Raw genomic sequence first — 19,868 nt, 5'->3', positions numbered from 1 at the left:
GAAGGACATACGATGACCGAAGAAGCACCGCACCTTCTGACCGAGGAACAGGACGGAATCCTGATCGCCACGCTCAACCGGCCCGACAAGCTCAACGCCATAAGCCGGCAGATGATGGATCTCCTCACCGAGGCGGTCCTGCACTTTCGCGAGACGCCCGAACTCAAGGTGATGCTGATCCGCTCGGCAGGCCGGTATTTCAGTTCCGGCGCGGACCTGCGCGGCGGCAACCAGAACATCGTCTCACCCGTCTCCACCGGCGGCAGCGCGCGCGGCATTCGCGAGAACCACCGGCTCAATCTCAACAACATGCAGCAGTTGTGGGATGAGATCGAGCATATCGAAAAGCCCTTCGTTGTCGCGCATCATGCCATGTGCGTCGGCGGCGGACTGGAGATGAGCCTCTCGTGCGACTTCCGCCTCGCCGCGAAAAGAGCCGCCTATGCCTTCCCCGAAGGCCTGTTCGGCGTACTTCCGGCGTCCGGCGGGGTCTCGCGCCTGACACGCATCTGCGGGCCGCATTGGGCGCGCTGGCTCATCATGGCGAACAAGCCCGCCCCGGCGGACATGGCCCTGACCATGGGCCTCGTGCATCAGGTCTATGAGGACGAGACGTTCGAGGACGACGTCATGGACTTCTGCCGCCATCTTGCCAAACAGAACCCGGAACAGATGGGCGCGGCGAAAGTCGCGATCGAGCTTTGCGCCGAAGTGGGGCGCGATTCTGCCCGCCATGTCGAACGCATGGCCAACAGTGCTCTCATGCTCAACCCGGACTACATCCGCGGGATGGAGCGGTATCTCAAGGGCGTTGGCGGCAAGGGTGCCGGCAGCAGCGGCAAGGGCTGAACTCCAGCCCTGATCCGGAGAATGCAGGCAGGGCGGGAGAGCGATCTCCCGCCCTGCCTGCATTCGCAACCGTAAATCGCGAAAACAGCCTGCTTCTCAGCCTTCGGCCCTCGCCCTCTCCCGCGTATCGCGGATCGCCAGTTCGATGAGCCGCGCATTGATTTCGAGCAGGCTCTCTTCCCGCCTCCCCGGCAAGGTGCCGAGCACGCGGTGGAGTCTTCTGTCCGTGGCCAGCGTGATCGAACGTTCGATACCCGTCATCAGCGTGGTCGCCATCAGAACCGCAGTATCTCCCAGCACGCCGCGAGGGTCCATCTGCGCCACCATCAGCCCGATCAGCGGCCGCGTCGAATTGACGCGCTGGTGCATGATGCGGATGTCGAACTGGTCCGCCATCGAGTTGCGCAAGTGGAGCAGCCCCGTGTGGCGCGACCAGAAATCGTGGTAGGACCGCACGAACGTCATGGACGCCGGTCCCAGTTCGTCGTCTGCCCAATACGGCCGCACCAACGCGAAGTAGTCTTCCTGCGCCGTCCCCATCACCGGTTCGAGCACTGCCAGCAGCAGTTCGGTCAGGTCCGTAAAGTAGTTGTAGAGCGAGGTCATGCCGAGCCCCACCGCGCGCGCCACCGCACCCAGCGTGACCGGCTCATCGGAGTTCTCGACCAGTTCTATCGTCGCTGCGAGAATGCGTTCGCGCGTGATCCGGCCTTTCCGGCCGAGCTTCTGACCGTGAAGATTGTGGCTGACCGCCGCACTGGCATCGGTCACCGCGGCGGCGAGCCGGGGCGGCAGGGCGATGATGCCCTGCTCCTGCCCGCCTTCCGAAACCGGCACTGCCGGCTCCGGTCCGGACTCTTCCAAAAGAGGTCCCACCGAAGCCGGGCCTATGACACCGGGTTTCGCGACGTCAGGCCGTCTGGACCTGGCCGACCGGCCAGGCGAGGATCTTGACGTCGGTGAACTCCTCAATGCCTTCGACACCCCATTCGCGACCCATTCCGCTGGCCTTGTAGCCGCCGAAGGGAATATCGCCGGCAATGCACATGCCGTTGTTGATGCTCATCGAGCCCGTGCGCACGCGCTTGGCGATACCGATCGCCCGATTGAGATCGCCCGAGCTTACACCGCCGGATAGGCCATAGGAGCTCTGGTTGGCAATGCGCACCGCGTCATCGTCGTCCTCATAGGGGATCACCACAAGCACCGGACCGAAGATCTCTTCCTGGGCGATGCGCATGTCATTGGTGACGTCGACGAAGCAAGTGGGCTCCACAAAGTAGCCGCCGCCCTTGTCCTGGCGAATATTGCCTCCTGCGAGCAAGGTTGCGCCTTCCTCCTGGCCGAGATCGATATAGCTCTTCACGCGCTCCATCTGGCGGCGGGAGATGACAGGGCCCATGATGTGCGCCGGATTGGCGATATCGCCCCAGTTGTCGCCGAAGTTGCCGTAGGCTCCCTTGAGGATCGCCTTGGCCTCTTCGTAGCGGCTGCGCGGAACCAGCAGGCGCGACTGCACGGCGCATCCCTGCCCGGCATGGAACACCAGCATCGCCATGCCCACTTCCATCGCGAAGTTCGGAGCATCGTCCAGCACGATCTTGGCCGACTTGCCGCCCAGTTCGAGGAACACGCGCTTCAGCGTGGGCGCGCCCTGCTCCATGATGCGCTTGCCGACGCCGGTGGAGCCGGTGAACGAGATCAGGTCGACGCGCGGATCGGTGACGAGCATTTCACCCGCCAGCGCCGGATCGGCGCCGAACACCACGTTGATGACACCATCGGGGAAGCCGGCTTCCTTCGCGAGTTCCCCGAAGATCGCGCCCATGCCCGGCGTGTCCGGCGCGGGCTTGAGGATCACCGTGCAGCCCGCCAGCAGCGCGGCCACCATCTTGCCGATGTTGACATAGAGCGGAACGTTCCAGGGCGTGATCGCGCCGACCACGCCGATCGCTTCACGCACGCCGACGCGCTTGTGAACCATGCCGAAGGCGGACTTCTCGCCGTAGTCCTTTTCCCATTCGAGATTGTCGAACACGGCCATGTAATCGTCCCAGCCGTCCATCGCCATGCCGACATGGGCGCGGCTGACCGCACCCTGCGCCGCGCCGGCTTCGTTGATCGCCAGTTCGGCAAGACGCGGACGAGCAGCCTCGAACAGGTCGCGGTACTTCTTCACCAGCGCCACGCGCTTCTCGATGTTGGTCGACCAGTCGCTCTCGTCGAAGGCGCGGCGCGCGGCGGCGATCGCGGCATTCACGTCGTCGGCCGTGGCGTCGGCCGCCTTGCCCACCGGTTCACCGGTCCATGGGCTGACGACGTCGAACGTCCCGCCATTGCTGGCGCCGCGCAGTTGGCCGTCGATAAAGAGCTTGGCTTCGGGAAGAATGGTCATCGTCTGATCCTTGGCGGAAATAGGGTCTTGCAGAAGCTGGGCGTCGTTCATGGGTGTCTCGCTCCGACCGACACGTGGGTCACGCGCACGTCGGCCGGCAGGTCGATCACCGAGCGGAACACGCCGGTCACGTTCTCGGTATTCGAGATCGGGCGGGCGCGCAGGTCGATGCCGTTGGCCGCGCATCCCTGGTGGAAGCGCATGGCCGCATCGGGGTTCCATCCGGGCGCGGTCTTGCCGGCCTCGTACATCGGCCCGGCGCGCACGGTGGTCACGCGGATGCCGGCGGGTTCCAGTTCCTCGACCAGGGCCTCGGTAAAGCGTTCGAGCGCCGCCTTCGTGCACTGGTAAAGCGAGAGCATCACGAACGGCACGGCGATGGATTCGCTGCCCACGTTGATGATCTGGCCGCCCTTCTCCAGCATCGGAATAGCCGCGCGGCAGCAATAGATCGGGCCGTTGAGATTGGTGGCGATGATACCGTCGATCTGGGCGTCGGTCGCCTCGGCCACCGTGAACGGTTCATAGATCGCGGCATTGTTGATCAGCACATCGATCCGGGGGTGCTTTTCGGCAATGGCGGCAAAAGCCTTGCGCACGGAATCGGCGGAGGCGACATCGCATTCCACCGCCATGGCAGTGCCCCCGATCTCCTCCGCCAGTTCCTTCACCTTGGACAGCGTGCGGCCCAGCAGGATCACGGTTTCCCCTTCACCGGCGAAACGCCTTGCCAATGCGCGGCCAAGCCCCGCACCGGCGCCAGTGATCACGATCGTCTTACCCACGCATCCTCCCAGATTACGGCTTTCGAGTGCCGGTCCTTGCCGGCACGATTTCCTGAACACTAACCCTTGCGCAAGCCGCCGCCTATCGCGGCCACGATGGTTCGACGGGAGCGTCCCGGCGATGCCTTCGCGCTGCCCGGTTCACCCTTGGCCGGAGGCGTCCGACGCGCGGTTGCGCGTCAGGTTCAAGCGCATCTTTTCCAGCATTTCGAGCATACGCTCCTTGTCCCCTTCGGGCAGTCCCTCCAGCGCCAGATCGGCGGTTTCCTCCGCCAACGGCTGGAGCTGTTCCAGCAGTTCGCAGCCGCGCGCAGTGAGATAGAGCCGCCAGGCCCGCCGGTCCGCCGGATCCGCCCGGCGTTCCACCAGGCCGCCATCCTGCATGCGATCGATCATGCGCCCGGCCGTGATCGGTTCGACTTCGAGAATTTCGGCAAGGCCGCCCTGGTTGATGCCTTCCATGCGGTGCAACACGCTGAGCACCTGCCACTGCGGACGGGTGACTCCTATCGCCCTCGCCCGCTCATCGAAAGAACGGCGCATCAAGCGCGCCACTTGCGAAAGGACGGTGCCGATCCTGCGTTCCATCGGCAGCAAACTAGTAGGCGTGCTTAGTATTGGCGAGCGAATTCATGCAGGCCTGCAATCGACCGCCCCGGCGCTACATCCTGCCGCTACACCCCCGGCGACGCGGCCATGTCCACGATAAGACGCGAAAGCGTTTGCCGGGCAATCTTCCAGCCGTCCGGGGTTCGCACGCAGGTCTCGTGATAATGGCCATAGCCCGTCAGGGCAAAGTCGCCCTTGATGACACGGTCCTGCATGGCCCAGACGACTTGCGCGATATCACCGTCGATCGTGATTTCGGGCGAGTGAATCTGGTGTGCCGTCTTTGCATCGGATAGCGAGTGGCGCACCATACTCACGAAACGGTCCCGCCCTTCCTCGACGGTGCCGCCGGCCGGCCTCGTGTCGATTACGCAGTCCTCTGTGAAAAGGCTTGCCCAGCCGTCCCAGTCCTTGGTGTCGAGCAGGCGGCAGTACAAGGCCTTGAGATTGCAGATTGCCAGCCAGTCGGCGAAATCGGGTGCCTGCATTGCCATCGCGTCTTTCTCCGGTTCAGCCCAGCGCGCCTTCGGCCTCAAGTCGTTCGGCGGCGAGCTTGCGCAAGTCGGCCGTCTTGATTTTCGCGCTGCCGGTTGTCTTGAGATCGCTCTCGGCAACGAACAGGATGCGGCGCGGCACCTTGTAGCTGGCGAGCTTTTCCTTCGCGAAATCGCGGATCGAGGCACCTTCGGGGTTGGTCCCTTCCACCGGAACGATGCAGGTGACGACAAGCTCGCCCAGCAGTTCGTCCGGCACGCCGACCGTCTGCGACACCTTCACTTGCGGATGGGCGCGGATAACCTCGTCGATCTCCAGCGGGGAGACGTTGGCGCCCCCGGTCTTGATGATGTCGTTGAGGCGGCCTTCCCAGAACAGGCGGCCCTGCGCATCGATGTAGCCGCCGTCGGCCGTGCGCAGGAAGCCTTCGCCGTCAAGCGTCTCGTCGAGCGGCACGCCGAGATAGCCCAGCATCAGCGTGGGGCCCTTCACGGCGATCTCGCCGCGCTCGCCAAGCGGCATCGTCACCCCTGTGAGCGGATCGACGACCTTGATCGTGGAGCCCGCAGTCGGCAGTCCATGGGACTTGCCCGCCACGTCTTCCGGTGTACCCGAAGGGAAGACGGAGATCAGGGTGAACGTCTCGGTATTGCCGAAAGCCTGCGCCGGCTCGCGCCACCGGGTGTTGATCGTGGGGTGCTGCGCGCAAGGTGTAGCAGCGTCGATGTAGTGCATCGCCGAAAGATCGACGCTCTCGTAGTTCGGCGCGGCGATGAGCTGGGCCCACTGATGCGGCCAGGCGAGCATCATCGTGGCCCGTTCCGCTTCCATCAGGGTCAACGCTTCCGCCGCATCGAACCAGCGCTGGAGCACCAGCGACCCACCCGATCCGAGCGTTCCGCCGAGCGCCATCGAGAAATTGCCAGACCAGAAGAAGCCGTTGGCCGACCATGTGCGCGGCGGCTCGGTAACGGCGTACCACTGCGGCCAGCGCCAAAGCTGCAGGCAGACCCCGCGATGGGCGGAAAGGATGCCTTTGGCCTTGCCGGTGGACCCGGACGAGAAGAACAGCACTCCGGGATCGCTGGGCTGAACGGAGGCGGCAGCCGCATCGACAAGCGCGGGATCGATTGCATCGCCGCGGGCAAGGAACGTGCTCCAGCCCTCGATCGCACCGAGCCCCTCATCGCTGTCGATCACCGCGAGATGACGCAGGAACGGGAACCTTGTCGAAGCCACTTCGCCGGGCGCGGCCGAGCCGATCTGCGGTTCGAGATCGACGAGGATTTGCGCGAAGTCCTTCTTGAGGACGCGGCGTTCGAGCAGCAGCACCGAGCATCCGCCCATCTGCAGCACGGTTTCGAGTTCGGCCGGGGTGAAGAACGTGCTCACCGTCATGGCGACACCGCCCGCAAGGGCCGTACCGAACACGCCTGAAAGGAATTCCAGCCGGTTCGTTGCCAGTACGCCGACGCGCGTTCCCTTGCCGACGCCGCAAGCCATGAGCGCGCGGGCCACTTCCATCGATCGTGCCCAGAGATCGTCGTAAGTCCAGCGTTCCACCCGGTCTTCCAGATGGATGACCGCCGCTTCCGCCGGACCATGGCGTGCGGTCACTTCGCGAACGAAACCCCCGAGCGTGAGCGGGCCGATGCCCTGTTCGTCCTCGAGCGCGATCCCGCGCGCGATGGACAAGCCTTCCGTGACCTCGACCATGCCGTCCTCGTCGTATCCTGCGGAAAGGCGCATCGTGCCCCCTTCCTTCTCCCATGAAGGTCGGAACGGCGGCCGGTTCCCTCAACCGCGCGTTCCGGGCTGCGTCAGGCGTTCACGTCGACGATGTAACGGCCCTTGACCTCACCGGACATGAACTTCTTCGCAGCCTCGATGGCGTCGCCCAGGGCAATGGTCTGGCCGATGGTTTCGAGCGCGGAAGGGTCGAGATCCTTGGCGAGGCGATCCCATGCCTTGAGGCGCTTGGCCTTGGGCGCCATCACGCTGTCGATCCCCAGCAGCGCAACGCCGCGCAGGATGAAGGGCATGACGGTCGCCGGCAGGTCGAAGCCCTGCGCCAGGCCGCAAGCGGCAACCGCGCCGCCGTACTTCGTCTGCGCGCAGGCATTGGCCAGCGTGTGGCTGCCGGCAGTGTCGATCACACCAGCCCAGCGCTCGCGCTGGAGCGGCTTGCCCTTTTCGGCGAGTTCCGCACGGTCGATGATCGTTTCGGCGCCGAGTGCCTTGAGATAGTCGGCCTCTGCCGCCTTGCCGGTCAGCGCTGCAACCGAGAAGCCGAGCTTCTTGAGGATGGCGATGGCAACCGAGCCCACGCCGCCGGTGGCGCCGGTGACAAGCACTTCGCCCTGATCGGGCGTCACGCCCCAGTCCACCAATGCATCCACGCAAAGCGCAGCGGTATAGCCGGCCGTGCCGATCGCCATGGCCTGCGCCGGCGTGAATGCCGAAGGCAGCGGAACCAGCCAGTCGCCCTTCAGGCGGGCCTTCTGCGCGAGCCCGCCCCAGTGCCCTTCGCCAACGCCCCAGCCGTTGAGCACGACGGTGTCACCGGCCTTCCAATCGGCGTGGCTGCTATCGGATACGGTGCCGACCAGATCGATGCCCGGCACCATCGGGAACTTGCGCACGACAGGCGAAGCGCCGGTGACGGCAAGGCCGTCCTTGAAGTTGAGCGTCGAGAATGCAACGTCGATCGTCACGTCACCTTCGGGCAGCGAAGCTTCGTCGAGCTGCTGCAGAGTGACGGTCTGGCCCTCATCGTTCTTGTCGATCACGATAGCGGAAAACATGGCAAACTCCCTGTCAGTCCGGGCGGCCATGCATGGCGGCCCCTGCGACGTTTCAGGTCCAAGCTGAAAGGGAAAATGCCGCCCTGCGTCAATGCCGCCAGGGCATGGCATCGCCTTGGCGAAGTCACATCACGGGCAGGGTATCATGGTCTCACGAACCGGCCGACACCCCTTGCGCGGCCAGCAGATCGGCAACCTTGGGAAAGGCACGCGAACGCATCGCACCATACATCGAAAGTCGCAGAATTTCGCGGGAATAGCGACGTGAAAGCTCGCGCCGTTCGGCTTCCCCGCCCGCACTCGAGCGCGCCAGGATCGGCCAGAAGAACACGCCTGCCAGATTCACCACCGAGAACACCTCGAAATCGATTCCCGGCTCGGCGAGATCGGTGGCGGCGAAACGGCCCAGCGAGCCGCAATACTCACGCCAGAACGGGTCCTGGCTCGGGTCCGGCGAGGCCAGCACCTGCTGAAGCCAGACGCGGCAGATATCCGGGTTATCCATCGCGAAATCGGCCAGTCGATCCGTAAGCGCCACGGGATCGACTTCCTCCACCCGCCGTTCGCCGATCGTTTCAGGATCACCGAAAACGGCGCGGAACAGCTTGTCAGACACCCATTGAATGGTCGCCTCGACCAGTTTCTCGCGCGTTTCGAAATGCTGGTATGCCGTCCCGCGGTTGACCGCTGCAAGATGGGCCACGGCAGAGAGACTGACGCCCTCGGGCCCATCCTTGGCCAGCAGGTTTGCCGCGGCGTCGAGAATAGCCCCGCGCGTGGCGACCGGGTCGCGCGTCCTTCGTACTCTCGCCTCCATGCTCACCCCTTCTGCTGTTGAACGGGCGAGCATAGCGGCGACACTACTAAACGACAATGTTGATCAGCTTGTCCTCAGAGGAAGTCCTTGACCTTCTCCAGCACCAGCGCCGCGTGTTCCTTGCGGCAGATCAGCAGGTCCGGCATATAGACGTCCTCCTGATTGTAGACCAGCGGGCTGCCGTCGATGCGCGAGACATGCAGGCCCCAGCCCCGTGCAACGGCCGCCGGCGCGCAGCTATCCCATTCGTACTGACCGCCGGAGTGCAGATAGATATCCGCCTCCCCGCGCAGGATCGCCATGGCCTTGGCTCCGGCCGAACCCATCGGCACCAGTTCGGCGCCGATGGGCTTCGGCCACGCCGGTCGCTTCCCTGGCGGGACGCGTGCGGCTGACGACCATGCGGAGCACTTCCGGCGCCGCAGGGATCTCACCCGGCTGATCCGAACGCAGGACCACCCCTGCGCCCGGCAGCGCCACCGCGCCCAGCACCGGCACGCCGTCCACCGCCATGCCGACATGAACCGCCCAGTCGGCGCGCTCCTCGCCATATTCGCGGGTGCCGTCGACCGGATCGACGATCCACACCCGCTCCTTGCTCAGGCGCTCGGCATTGTCCTTCTCCTCTTCGGAGAGCAGCCCGTCCTCGGGCCGCTGCTCGCGAAGGGCGTGGCAGAGGAACTGGTTGGCGGTCTGGTCCCCCGCCTTGCCCAGCGACTTGCCTTCGAACAGGCCGGAAGCCCGCACGTCGAGCAGGATCTTCCCCGCCACTTGCGCCAGATGCGCGGCGAGATCGCCGTCGTTGGCCACCGTCATCAGGCGTCTCCCAGCAGGGTGTCGACGATCAGGTTGGCCGCATCTTCCGGCGAGATCGCCGTGGTGTCGATGCGGATTTCCGGATTGCGCGGCGCCTCGTAGGGGCTGTCGATGCCGGTGAAGTTCTTCAGCTCGCCCGAACGCGCCTTCTTGTAGAGACCCTTGACGTCGCGCGCCTCGGCCACCTTCAGCGGTGTGTCGATGAACACTTCGAAGAACTCGCCTTCGGGCAACATTGCCCGCACCATCTCGCGATCCGCCTGGAACGGCGAGATGAAAGCGGTGATGACGATCAGGCCCGCGTCGGTCATCAGCTTCGAGACTTCGCCCACGCGGCGGATATTCTCGATGCGGTCGGCCTCGGTGAAGCCCAGGTCCTTGTTCAGGCCATGGCGCACGTTATCGCCATCGAGCAGGAAGGTGTGCCGGTTCATCCGGTGCAGCTTCTTCTCGACGAGGTTGGCGATGGTCGACTTGCCGGAGCCCGAAAGGCCGGTGAACCACAGCACTGCCGGGCGCTGGTTCTTCAGGCCCGCATGCTGCTTGCGGTCGATGTCCACGGCCTGCCAGTGCACGTTCTGCGAACGGCGCAGCGAGAAGTGGATCATGCCCGCCGCCACCGTGGCGTTGGTCATCTTGTCGATCAGGATGAAGCCGCCCAGCGTGCGGTTGTCGGCATAGGCCTCGAACACCAGCTGCTTGTCGGTGGTCAGTTCCGCCACGCCGATCGAGTTCAGCTCCAGCGTCTTGGCCGCCAGCTTCTCCATCGTGTTGACGTTGACTTCGTACTTCGGCTCCTGAACCGTTGCCGAGACCATCTGCGTGCCGAGCTTGAGCCAGTAGGCACGCCCCGGAACCATGGCCTCGTCGGCCATCCACACGAAAGTCGCCTCGAACTGGTCGGCGCTCTGCGGGGGATTGTCGGCTATGGAGATCACCGATCCGCGCGAACAGTCGATCTCGTCCGCGAAGCAGACGGTGACGGACTGACCGGCCACCGCTTCGTCGAGATCGCCGTCATAAGTGACGACGCGGGTGACCGAGCTGGTCTTGCCCGAGGGCAGGACGCGGATCTTGTCGCCCGGCTTGACCGAACCCGTGGCGATCAGGCCAGAGAATCCGCGGAAGTCGAGGTTGGGACGGTTCACCCACTGCACCGGCAGGCGCAGCGGCTTGTCGGCATCGACCGAGGACAGCACTTCGACGGTTTCGAGATGCTCGACCAGCGGAATGCCCGCATACTGCGGCGCCTTGTACCACGGGGTCTTGTCCGACAGCGTGGTGATGTTGTCGCCCTTGAAGCCCGAGATCGGCAGCGCGGTGAAGCTCTCGATCCCGATCGACTGCGCGAACTCGGTATAGTCCGCCAGGATCTTGTCGAAGACTTCCTGGCTGTAGTCCACGAGGTCCATCTTGTTGACCGCAAGGACGATGTTCTTGATGCCGATCAGGTGGCACAGGTACGAGTGGCGGCGCGTCTGCACCAGCACGCCCTTGCGCGCATCGATCAGGATCACCGCAAGGTCAGCGGTGGAGGCGCCGGTGACCATGTTGCGGGTGTACTGTTCGTGGCCCGGGCAGTCGGCAACGATGAACTTGCGCTTCTCGGTGTTGAAGAAGCGATAGGCCACGTCGATGGTGATGCCCTGCTCACGCTCTGCGGCAAGACCGTCGACCAGCAGCGCGAAGTCGATCTCCTGCCCCTGCGTGCCGACCTTCTTGGAATCCGACTGGAGCGCGTCCAGCTGATCCTCGAAGATCATCTTCGAATCGTAAAGCAGGCGCCCGATCAAGGTGGACTTGCCGTCATCAACGCTGCCGCACGTGATGAAGCGGAGCATCGTCTTGTGCTCGTGCTGGACGAGGTAAGCGTCGATATCGTCCGCAATCAGCTGGTCGGTGACGTAGACGGCTTCCTTGGTGGCGTTCTGCACCGTTTCAGTGTCGCTCTGTCCCATCAGAAGTACCCCTGCTGCTTCTTGACTTCCATGCCGGCACCGCCGGCGTCCTTGTCGATGGCGCGGCCCTGCCGCTCCGAGGTGGTGGTGAGGAGCGTTTCCTGGATCACTTCGGGAAGCGTCTTCGCCTCGCTCTCCACCGCGCCGGTCAGCGGATAGCAGCCGAGCGTGCGGAAGCGGATCGAGCGTTCGACCGGAACCTCGCCGGGCTGGAGCGGGAAGCGCTCGTCATCGACCATCAGCAGCATCCCGTCACGCTCCACCGTGGGGCGCTTGTCCGCGAAGTAGAGCGGCACGATCGGAATGTCGTTGAGGTGGATGTACTGCCAGATATCCAGCTCGGTCCAGTTGGAGATCGGGAAAACGCGGATCGATTCGCCACGCGCCTTGCGGGCATTGTAGAGGTTCCACAGTTCCGGGCGCTGGTTCTTCGGGTCCCAGCCGTGCGAGGACGTGCGGAACGAGAAGATACGCTCCTTGGCGCGGCTCTTCTCCTCGTCGCGACGGGCGCCGCCGAAGGCCGCGTCGAAGCCGTACTTGTCGAGCGCCTGCTTCAGACCTTCCGTCTTCCACATGTCGGTGTGGAGCGCGCCGTGGTCGAAGGGATTGATGCCCTTCTCGGCCGCTTCGGGGTTCTGGTAGACCAGCAGTTCCATACCGCTTTCACGCGCCATCTTGTCGCGCAGCTCGTACATCGCCTTGAACTTCCAGGTCGTGTCGACGTGGAGCAGCGGGAACGGCGGCGGCGAGGGATAGAAGGCCTTGCGGGCAAGGTGCAGCATCACCGCGCTGTCCTTGCCCACCGAATAAAGCATCACCGGCTTTTCGGCCTCGGCGACGACTTCGCGGATGATGTGGATGCTCTCGGCTTCGAGACGCTCCAGATGCGTGAGTGTTTTCATCAGGTCTTCCTCTGCCCTGGGCATGTGCCCTGTTGGCTGGGTTTCAAACTGTCCCGATTCCGAATCGCAGGGATGACATTCGCGCGAACTCCCATATGGGAGGGCATGGCCCTTACCAGCAACGACGAGACCGATCTCCTGATCCCGCTCTTTCAGGGAAATGCCGAAAATCCGCGCTTTTCGACATTTCTGGAAAGAGTGCGCCGGCGCACCCAAGCCGATTACGTCAGCCTGATCCTTCGCATGGGCGATGGTCCGCACGCCGCAATCGTCGACAGCTACGCCGGAATCGACCTGCGCAAACGCGCCCGCGAATCGCAGTTGCAGGGCCCATTCGATCTCGACCGCTACCTCTATGACAGCCTGAGGCCGGGCCGGGTCTATTCGATAGGCGAAATGATCGATCACGACCCGGCAGCACGGGCCGATCGCAACCGGCGCATGGCCAAACTGGGCATCGGCGACGAACGGGTGGTGCGGATCGCCGGCGGCGAACACTATAGCGCCTGGCTGCTGATGGCCCGCGCGCGCGATTGCTCCGCAGCCGACGGCGCACTGCTTTCCAACCTCGCGCCTTATGTGGCGATCGCCGTGGAGAATCTCGTTTCCATGGACCGTGACCGGCTCGCGGCCCGGATCAACGCCATGGGGCTGGAGCGAACCGGAAAGGGCTGGATGCTGCTCGATGCGGAAGCGCGCGTACTGGCGGCCGATCCGGCGCTTACCGAATTCTGGCAGCGGCATTGCGGCGCCGTGTTGCGCCCCGGCGAGCGTGTGCTCGGGCTCGACCTTGCCGCCGAACGCAGGCTCGCGGCAGCGGCGACCGAGATGGCGCATGATCGCTTGGCGCAGGCGCGGCCACTGCTGCTGCGGGAAAAGCCGCATGTCGAAGCGCTGCTGATGCCGGCCGAAAATACCGAGGCACTCGCGGCTCCCGCGCTGGTGGCGCTCTGCACCCTGCCCCAACCGCATTCGGAGCATGGCCCCGAACGGCTGGCCGAGATTTTCGACCTGCCCCGACGCGAAGCGGAACTGGCCATGGCGCTGGCGGGCGGCCACTCCATCGCCGAAGCGGCGGAGCGGATGAATCTGACGCTTGAAACCGCGCGCAACTATTCCAAGCGGCTCTACGCCAAGCTGGGCGTGCGCGGACAAGCGGAACTGGTGCGGCTGGTCTATGAGAGCAGCGCAGTGATGGGGTGAGGCCTGTCAGGTGTCTTGAGGCGAAGGTCTCAAGTGCCCCACATTCATCGTCATGCGAGTGCAGCGAAGCAATCCAGGGCCGCCTCGCGCCGCTCTGAGGAGAAACAGCGCCCCTGAAACTCCCGCCCGATCAATCGCCTAGCCTGGCCTCCATTGCCGCGATCTCCGAACGCAGCCACATCGTTTCGGACAGGTTCTTGCCGCCAGAAGCCGCCAGCAGCGCCTCATGCGCCGCCTTGCGCACAGTAAGCACCCCCGCATTGTCCGGCTCGGCACTGAGGGCTATGTCGGTCAGGTGCACGGCTTCCAGCGGAGCGCCCGCATCCAGCTTCGCCAGCGCCCGTTCGGCCAGCCTGGCCGCGCCGCCAGCAAGTTCGACCAGATCGGCATCGACGCTGGACCGCGGCACGCCGTAGAGAGCGGTGGTGCCGTCCTCATAGTGCAGCCAGCCCGAATACTCGCGCCAGATCGACTTGACCGCCCAGGCGGCCTTGCCGTGGAATTCGCCGATCTCCAACCCCTCTGGCCAGGCGAATTCGCGCATCAGGGTGTGCACGTCCTTGCCCGCCTTCATGCCTTCCAGCGTGTAGTCGCGCACATGGCTGACTGCGGCGTGCAACTTGTCGAGATCGGCGCGGATGCGCTCGGCCCCGCGAATGGCCTCGCCGTGCCCGGTGACGATGATCTCGGCACCGAGGTCGCGGATCGTCTCCAGCGACTTCAGGTAATTGCGCACCAGACGCGGCTTGTCTCCGCGCAGGGTGTTCAGGAACGGCATAGAGAGCCAGACCGGCCCGAAGACATTGCCGGTGAAGGCGATCTTCTCCTTAGGCATCCAGACCGTCAGCGAGTCGATCGTCTCCCCCTCGGGCGTGGAGATCAGCTCGAACGTCCGCCCGCCCAGGTCGATGGTCAGACGGCGGTCGACCAGGATATCGGGCACCACATCCGGCGCCGGCTTGGGCGAACCGCCGCGCTTGAGCGTCGACCCCCAGAGCTTGCCGCTCCTCGGTCCGAAAAAGGGCTGAAGACGCATCATGTCCGAAAGCGCTTCGTTGAAGCCCGGCCCGCCAACGACTTGCGTACCCTCTTCCAGAAATTCCGGCACGCCGCCGAAGTGATCGGCATGGCTCTGGGTAAGGATGATGAAGGCCAGCGGGCCGGTGCGCGGCGGGGTCAACAGGCGCTTGGTGCGCTCTGCATTGTCCATGAAGCCGGTGTTGATCAGGACATCGCCCTCGGCGGTCGTCACGAGATAGGCGTTCGAGATGTCGTTCGCCTGGAACACGAAATCGGTGATCGCGATGGCTTCGGCCTGCTCGTCGCCCGAGCGGACGAGCCCTGCCAGCTTCGGCCCGGCGTCCTTCACACTGTCAGCACTTGGGCTCATCTCAAGACTCCTCGATGCCGATCATGACTTTGGCGGACTGCGGTGTCGCCGCGATTTCCAGGCCTTTCATGATCTCGCTGAATGGCAGCTTGTGGCTGATCATCGCCGCGATCTTGTTCTTCAGGCGCGGCATGGCAGCGATCACCTCGGGCATTTCCGTGGGATAGCCGACCGCCGTGGTGATCGTCATCTCGCTGGTCAGCATGCGGCCGACCGGGAACTCGATGGGCCGCATATAGGCGGCCGTGATGACCAGCTTGGCATGAAGCTTGGCCATCATGATGACTTCGGTGAGGATGTTGGGCGCGCCCGCCGCGTCGATGAAGGCGTCAGTGCCCACGCCCACCCGGCCATAGCTCGGCACTTCACCGTGAAGCCGTGCCAGTTCCGCGCGCAGATCGACCTTGCTGGGATCGAGCGCCGCCTGCACGCCCAGTGCCCGCGCGCGTTCCAGCCGCTCTTCGGACAAATCGAGCGCCACCACGTCGGTCACGCCGCGATCGATCAGCCAGAGCAACATGCCAAGGCCGATCGGCCCGCAGCCGAACACCACGACCTTGTCGCCGGGCTTCACGTCGGCACGGTTGACCCCGTGCATGGCGACGGCCAGCGGTTCGCACATCGCGGCCACGTCATACGAGATGCCCTCGGGTATCGGCAGGATCGAATCGCCCAGCCGCGCCTCGCGCACCAGCAGTTCCTGCGTGAAGGCGCCTTCCGGGCCGCCCGAGCCGATGTTGCTGGGCGTCATCATCGGATTGACGATCACCGGATCGCCCACCGCAATTCCCGCGACGTCGCGCCGACCTCGATCACGTCACCCGCGCCTTCATGGCCGAGCGCAGTCTCCACGCCGCGGAATTCCGCCCATCTTGATGTAGGACAGGTCCGATCCGCAGATACCGACCGACTTCATCCTGACGACCACGTCCTTCGGCCCGGCGCCGGACGTTCGTAAGCATCGACGCGTACATCGCCGACCCCGTGAATCTTGAGCAGTTCCATCGCCTGTCTCCTCTCCCGGTCGCTCAGGGGCGAACCATGTAGCCGCCGTCGATCGTGACCGTCTCGCCGGTCATGAACGAGCTGGCGTCAGAGCAAAGGTAGGCCCCGATGCCCTCGAAGTCCGCCGGATAACCGGTGCGCTTCATCGGGATCGTCGGGGCGAAGTGCGCGGCAACGGCATCGGCCCGCGCGCCCTCGCCCATCATCGGGGTGATGACGAGCCCCGGAGCGACCACGTTGGCGCGGATGCCGAGCGGCGCCAGTTCGATGGCAAGGCACCGCACCGCAGCGGCGATCGCCGCCTTGGAGGAGGCGTATTCCATTTTGCCCGGCAGCCCCTGGAACAGCGACAGCGAACCGCAGGCGACAAGGCTGCCGCCGCTCTGATCACCCGCTTCCACTCGCTCCTTCATCAGCCGCGCGCCTTCGCGCAGGGTGAAAAAGGCACCGTGCAGCGCGGTCTTCTGGAATTCGTGCCAATGCTCCGTCGGCATCTCGAACGCGGAATTGTAACGCGGCGAAGCGCCCGAATTGGCGAAGACGCAGTCGACCCGGCCGAAATCCGCCATGACCTGCTGGTAGCCGGCGATAATGTTCGCCTCTTCCGAAACGTCCACCTGATAGGCGATCACCCTGCCCGCGCCCGCCGCTTCCAGTTCAGCCTTGGCCTTGGCGCTCTTTTCCGCATTGCGCGCCCAGATCGCGAGATCGCCGCCCATTTTCGCGACGCCCATGGCAAAGCCGAAACCGATGCCGCCGTTGCCGCCGGTCACCACCGTCACTTTACCCGTGCAGTCGAAAAGGCCCTTGGCCATCATTCTCTCCTCGATCCCGTTGTCATTACGCGGGCTTTGTCCGCCCGCGCTTTCGTTGGCGCGATGTTTCCCGTGCACGGCTTGTCCCGCAACCCCGCCAGGAATAGAATTCGGGCCTTATCTTGGCATCAGGGACATAATTCAGGCCCGCCTTTCACAAGAGGCCCGAAGCCCCTGGGGAGAACGATGCGATGCAAGCGAGCGAGGCAGCCCACCTGCCTACCATGATCGTCGACGCCGAACTGTCGGCACCGGGCATCTGCGCACAGATCGTGCGTTTCGACATTCCCGAGCCGACCGACACACGCCACGCCCTGGGCGAAGGCTATCACGTCAACATGTGCCTCACCCCGCGCCCCCTCGAATCGCGTGGCGGATACCGCGAACGCTGGGGCCCGCACCGTTTCGAGCGACTGGGTGACATCTTCGCGATCCCACCGGGCGAATCGCTCTACATTCGCGGCGGACGCGGCAGGCAGGCCTCGCTGGTCTGCACGATAGACGCCGCCATGGTCCACGAGTTCATCGGACAGATGCTGAACTGGGACGATGCGCATCTCGCCGCCGCGCTCGACATCGCCAGTGCGCAAGTGCGGGCGCTGCTGTTCCGCATCACCGCCGAAGTGCGCCACCCCGGCCTCGCTTCACGCCGGATGCTCGAACTGCTGGGCGGAGAACTGTCCATCGAACTCGGTCGCTACGGCCTCGAAGTCTCGGAGCGCCCGATGACCGGGGGGCTTTCCGGCTGGCGGCTGAGGCTGATCGAGGAACGGCTGGCCGGAGACCTCGCCGCCCCTTCGCTTCAGGAGTTGGCAGACCTCTGTTCGCTGTCGGTGCGCCAACTCACGCGCGGCTTCCGGGTGAGCCGTGCCTGTTCGATCGGCGACTATATCGAGCAGCGCCGGATGGAAGCCGCCAAGCGCATGTTGATGGACGGCGACAGCGTGAAGACAGTCGCTTTCGCCATGGGTTTCTCCTCTCCTTCGAGCTTCACTTTCGCCTTCCGGCGCGCCGTCGGCGCCAGTCCCAGCACCTTCCGCCAGCGGCAAGGCCGTGCGCTGGGATCGATGCACTCCGTTGCCGCATAACGCTCCTGTCCCCATGGACGGGTCTTGACCGGGATTCGATATAACGGCTCGATCTGACGCGTCTGCCGCATTGCCAATGGGCCCTGCGCGCAGGCTAACTCGTGCCCATGAGGTCGCCGCAGCGGCCCACTCAAAGACACGGGAAAGAGGATCACGAAATGACCGAGCAACTCACGGCGGACAAGCTCGTCGGCGACGCTCTCGTCGAACAGGCGATGAAGGACACCGGCATCCGGGACTTCGACAACGACACCTGGCGCGAAGGCTTCGACGTCTTCGTGAACGACTTCAACGCCGGGATCGCGCGCGGCAGTACACAGAGGGCGGCATCGCGCGCGGGACCGCCGACACGCTCCACTATCTGCGCGGCCGTCTGAAGATTTCGGACTACCTGCGTCAGAACCCCGAACTTCTCGACCGCCCGGTCGAGCGGCCGGTCTTCGTAATGGGCGTGCCCCGCACCGGCACCACGCTGCTTTCGAACCTGCTGGCTGCCGATCCTGCGCGCCGTTCGCCGCTGACCTGGGAAATCGACGATCCGGTGCCGCCGGTCGCCTCGGCCGACCTGCTGACCACCGACCCACGCGCACAGGCGCGTCTGGCGCAGGAAAAGGCTATGCTCGAAGCCAATCCGGCCATGGGCAAGTACTATCGCGGCTCGGCCGTCTATCCGAACGAGTGCGTGTTCTTCATGGCGCACGACTTCAAGACGCTGATGATCGATTCCAAGGGCAAGCTGCCGGAATACAAGGAGTTCATCTTCTCCTGCGACATGACCAGCGCCTACGAATACCACAAGAAGTTCCTGCAAGTGCTTCAGCAGAACGCGGGCGGCGTGTGGAACGTGAAGAAGCCCAGCCACGCGCTGTGGCTGGAGACGATCTTCAAGGTCTATCCCGATGCCCGGGTCCTTTGGGCGCATCGCGATCCCTTCACCGCAACGGGCTCGCTCTGCTCGGTCATCTCGCTCAGCCACATGGCGCACATGGGCAAGCCGGACACCGCGTGGCTCAAGGAAAACTACACCTGGCAGGCCGCCGAGCACGCCAACCGCATCATGGATTTCCGCGACAAGCACGGCGAGGACAAGGTGATCGACGTCCACTACGCCGACATGACCGCCGATCCGATCGGCACGATGAAGAAGGTCTACCAGCAGCTTGGCGACGAATGGACCGCCGAGGCGGAGGCCGGTATCCAGCAGTGGGTGAACGACAACCCGCAGGACAAGTTCGGCAAGCACGAATACAAGCTCGCACAGTACGGCATAGAGAAGGCGGAGCTTGAGCCGCTCTTCGAACGCTACCTTTCCCGCTATGACGTTGCGCGCGAAGGCTGAGAAAGCACACGCCGCTCCTGTCGCCCGTCACCCCCGCTAACGCGCATCCAGCGCCCGCGGGGATGACGGGCAAATTACCGCTTCGCCGGCGGCAAGCCGGCAGGGAGAGATCGATGTTCGAAGGCCGTCATTATCAAAACGCCTATGTCTGCGACAATCTGGAAGCCGCGATCGACCTGTTCCGTGGCCGGGGGCTTACCCGCGAGCCGATGATCATCCCGGTCGACCAGCAAGTGCTGACCCCGCACGGACTCAAGCGCCAGAAGGGGCGCATCTGCTTCGTCTGGGTCGACGAACTCCAGATCGAACTCATCGAAAATGAGATCGACGAGGCAGGCATCTACGCCAATTGCCTGTCGAACGGCGGCCCCTTGCGCTTTCACCACATCTGCTTTGGCGTGGACAACTGGGCGGACTTCCGCACGCGCGTGGATGCGCAGGCGCTTCCGCTGGCGATGGAACGCCAACCGAACGACGATCCCAATGGGTTGAAGTTCCTGTACCTCGATGCGCGCAAGGTGGTTGGGCACTACATCGAATATACCTGGATGCCCGATGCCATGTGGCAGCAGATCAAGGCCATGTGAAACGCGGTCGG

At 64.4% G+C, this 19,868-nt stretch carries 20 protein-coding genes and 1 pseudogene; 6 read left to right on the top strand and 15 right to left on the bottom strand.

Features of this window, described 5'->3' with window-relative positions; translation table 11 throughout:
- Window positions 1-12: 12 nt before the first annotated feature.
- Entirely contained in the window at window positions 13-849 is an 837-nt protein-coding gene (locus ADT71_RS25550; RefSeq protein WP_054441464.1) for an enoyl-CoA hydratase/isomerase family protein, read from the top strand.
- Window positions 850-945: 96 nt separating this feature from the next.
- Here ADT71_RS25550 and ADT71_RS25545 read toward each other — a convergent pair whose 3' ends face one another.
- From ADT71_RS25545 to cysD, 11 genes and pseudogenes are all read right to left on the bottom strand, one after another.
- On the bottom strand, window positions 946-1,686 hold the full coding sequence (locus tag ADT71_RS25545) for a TetR/AcrR family transcriptional regulator (RefSeq protein WP_231636192.1): 741 nt from the start codon (window positions 1,684-1,686) through the stop codon (window positions 946-948).
- Between the two features lie 73 nt (window positions 1,687-1,759).
- Entirely contained in the window at window positions 1,760-3,244 is a 1,485-nt protein-coding gene (locus ADT71_RS25540) for an aldehyde dehydrogenase family protein (protein ID WP_054441724.1), read from the bottom strand.
- Window positions 3,245-3,291: 47 nt separating this feature from the next.
- Window positions 3,292-4,029 (bottom strand): SDR family oxidoreductase, encoded by a 738-nt coding sequence (locus tag ADT71_RS25535; RefSeq protein ID WP_054441461.1) that lies wholly within the window; start codon window positions 4,027-4,029, stop codon window positions 3,292-3,294.
- A gap of 141 nt (window positions 4,030-4,170) precedes the next feature.
- Entirely contained in the window at window positions 4,171-4,572 is a 402-nt protein-coding gene (locus ADT71_RS25530; RefSeq protein ID WP_231636190.1) for a MarR family winged helix-turn-helix transcriptional regulator, read from the bottom strand.
- Between the two features lie 131 nt (window positions 4,573-4,703).
- The gene (locus ADT71_RS25525; protein ID WP_054441722.1) at window positions 4,704-5,126 is read right to left on the bottom strand and encodes a nuclear transport factor 2 family protein; all 423 of its coding nucleotides are present in this window, start codon (window positions 5,124-5,126) and stop codon (window positions 4,704-4,706) included.
- A gap of 22 nt (window positions 5,127-5,148) precedes the next feature.
- The gene (locus ADT71_RS25520) at window positions 5,149-6,882 is read right to left on the bottom strand and encodes a class I adenylate-forming enzyme family protein (protein WP_231636189.1); all 1,734 of its coding nucleotides are present in this window, start codon (window positions 6,880-6,882) and stop codon (window positions 5,149-5,151) included.
- Between the two features lie 71 nt (window positions 6,883-6,953).
- Window positions 6,954-7,937, bottom strand: a complete 984-nt coding sequence (locus tag ADT71_RS25515; RefSeq protein ID WP_054441459.1) for an MDR family oxidoreductase — start codon at window positions 7,935-7,937, stop codon at window positions 6,954-6,956.
- Between the two features lie 151 nt (window positions 7,938-8,088).
- Window positions 8,089-8,754, bottom strand: coding sequence for a TetR/AcrR family transcriptional regulator (locus tag ADT71_RS25510; protein WP_054441457.1), 666 nt, complete (start codon window positions 8,752-8,754; stop codon window positions 8,089-8,091).
- Window positions 8,755-8,828: 74 nt separating this feature from the next.
- Window positions 8,829-9,570 (bottom strand): annotated as a pseudogene (locus tag ADT71_RS25505) (3'(2'),5'-bisphosphate nucleotidase CysQ).
- Window positions 9,570-11,528, bottom strand: coding sequence for a sulfate adenylyltransferase subunit CysN (gene cysN / locus ADT71_RS25500; RefSeq protein ID WP_054441454.1), 1,959 nt, complete (start codon window positions 11,526-11,528; stop codon window positions 9,570-9,572). Before cysN ends, ADT71_RS25505 begins: the two are co-directional and overlap by 1 nt.
- The gene (cysD, locus tag ADT71_RS25495) at window positions 11,528-12,454 is read right to left on the bottom strand and encodes a sulfate adenylyltransferase subunit CysD (RefSeq protein ID WP_082370553.1); all 927 of its coding nucleotides are present in this window, start codon (window positions 12,452-12,454) and stop codon (window positions 11,528-11,530) included. The genes cysN and cysD overlap by 1 nt, the downstream gene beginning before the upstream one ends.
- A gap of 81 nt (window positions 12,455-12,535) precedes the next feature.
- On the opposite strand from cysD, the gene ADT71_RS25490 reads away from it, so the two are divergent.
- Entirely contained in the window at window positions 12,536-13,633 is a 1,098-nt protein-coding gene (locus tag ADT71_RS25490; RefSeq protein ID WP_054441453.1) for a helix-turn-helix transcriptional regulator, read from the top strand.
- Window positions 13,634-13,763: 130 nt separating this feature from the next.
- Here the strand turns inward: ADT71_RS25490 and ADT71_RS25485 are convergent, their stop codons facing one another.
- From ADT71_RS25485 to ADT71_RS25475, 4 genes are all read right to left on the bottom strand, one after another.
- Window positions 13,764-15,023 carry an MBL fold metallo-hydrolase gene (locus tag ADT71_RS25485; protein WP_054441451.1) on the bottom strand — a complete coding sequence of 420 codons (1,260 nt, stop codon included), beginning with the start codon at window positions 15,021-15,023 and terminating at the stop codon, window positions 13,764-13,766.
- Window position 15,024: 1 nt separating this feature from the next.
- The gene (locus ADT71_RS25480; protein ID WP_231636188.1) at window positions 15,025-15,804 is read right to left on the bottom strand and encodes a zinc-binding dehydrogenase; all 780 of its coding nucleotides are present in this window, start codon (window positions 15,802-15,804) and stop codon (window positions 15,025-15,027) included.
- 48 nt (window positions 15,805-15,852) lie between these two features.
- On the bottom strand, window positions 15,853-15,939 hold the full coding sequence (locus tag ADT71_RS36025) for a hypothetical protein (protein WP_369818343.1): 87 nt from the start codon (window positions 15,937-15,939) through the stop codon (window positions 15,853-15,855).
- Between the two features lie 112 nt (window positions 15,940-16,051).
- On the bottom strand, window positions 16,052-16,843 hold the full coding sequence (locus tag ADT71_RS25475; RefSeq protein WP_054441719.1) for an SDR family NAD(P)-dependent oxidoreductase: 792 nt from the start codon (window positions 16,841-16,843) through the stop codon (window positions 16,052-16,054).
- A 191-nt stretch (window positions 16,844-17,034) separates the two neighbouring features.
- Between ADT71_RS25475 and ADT71_RS25470 the strand changes: the two genes are divergently transcribed.
- The 4 genes from ADT71_RS25470 to ADT71_RS25460 all read left to right on the top strand — a co-directional run bounded on the left by ADT71_RS25470 (window position 17,035) and on the right by ADT71_RS25460 (window position 19,857).
- Window positions 17,035-17,931 (top strand): helix-turn-helix transcriptional regulator, encoded by an 897-nt coding sequence (locus ADT71_RS25470; protein WP_082370552.1) that lies wholly within the window; start codon window positions 17,035-17,037, stop codon window positions 17,929-17,931.
- Between the two features lie 158 nt (window positions 17,932-18,089).
- Window positions 18,090-18,308, top strand: coding sequence for a hypothetical protein (locus ADT71_RS34500; protein ID WP_231636187.1), 219 nt, complete (start codon window positions 18,090-18,092; stop codon window positions 18,306-18,308).
- A 68-nt stretch (window positions 18,309-18,376) separates the two neighbouring features.
- Entirely contained in the window at window positions 18,377-19,270 is an 894-nt protein-coding gene (locus tag ADT71_RS25465) for a sulfotransferase (RefSeq protein WP_231636186.1), read from the top strand.
- 113 nt (window positions 19,271-19,383) lie between these two features.
- Window positions 19,384-19,857, top strand: a complete 474-nt coding sequence (locus tag ADT71_RS25460; RefSeq protein ID WP_054441447.1) for a VOC family protein — start codon at window positions 19,384-19,386, stop codon at window positions 19,855-19,857.
- Window positions 19,858-19,868 lie beyond the last annotated feature (11 nt).

This window comes from Novosphingobium sp. ST904 (assembly GCF_001298105.1).
Classification (GTDB): Bacteria; Pseudomonadota; Alphaproteobacteria; order Sphingomonadales; family Sphingomonadaceae; genus Novosphingobium.
Note: the sequence above shows the minus strand (reverse complement) of the source record. Positions and strands in the feature narration are given on the sequence as shown.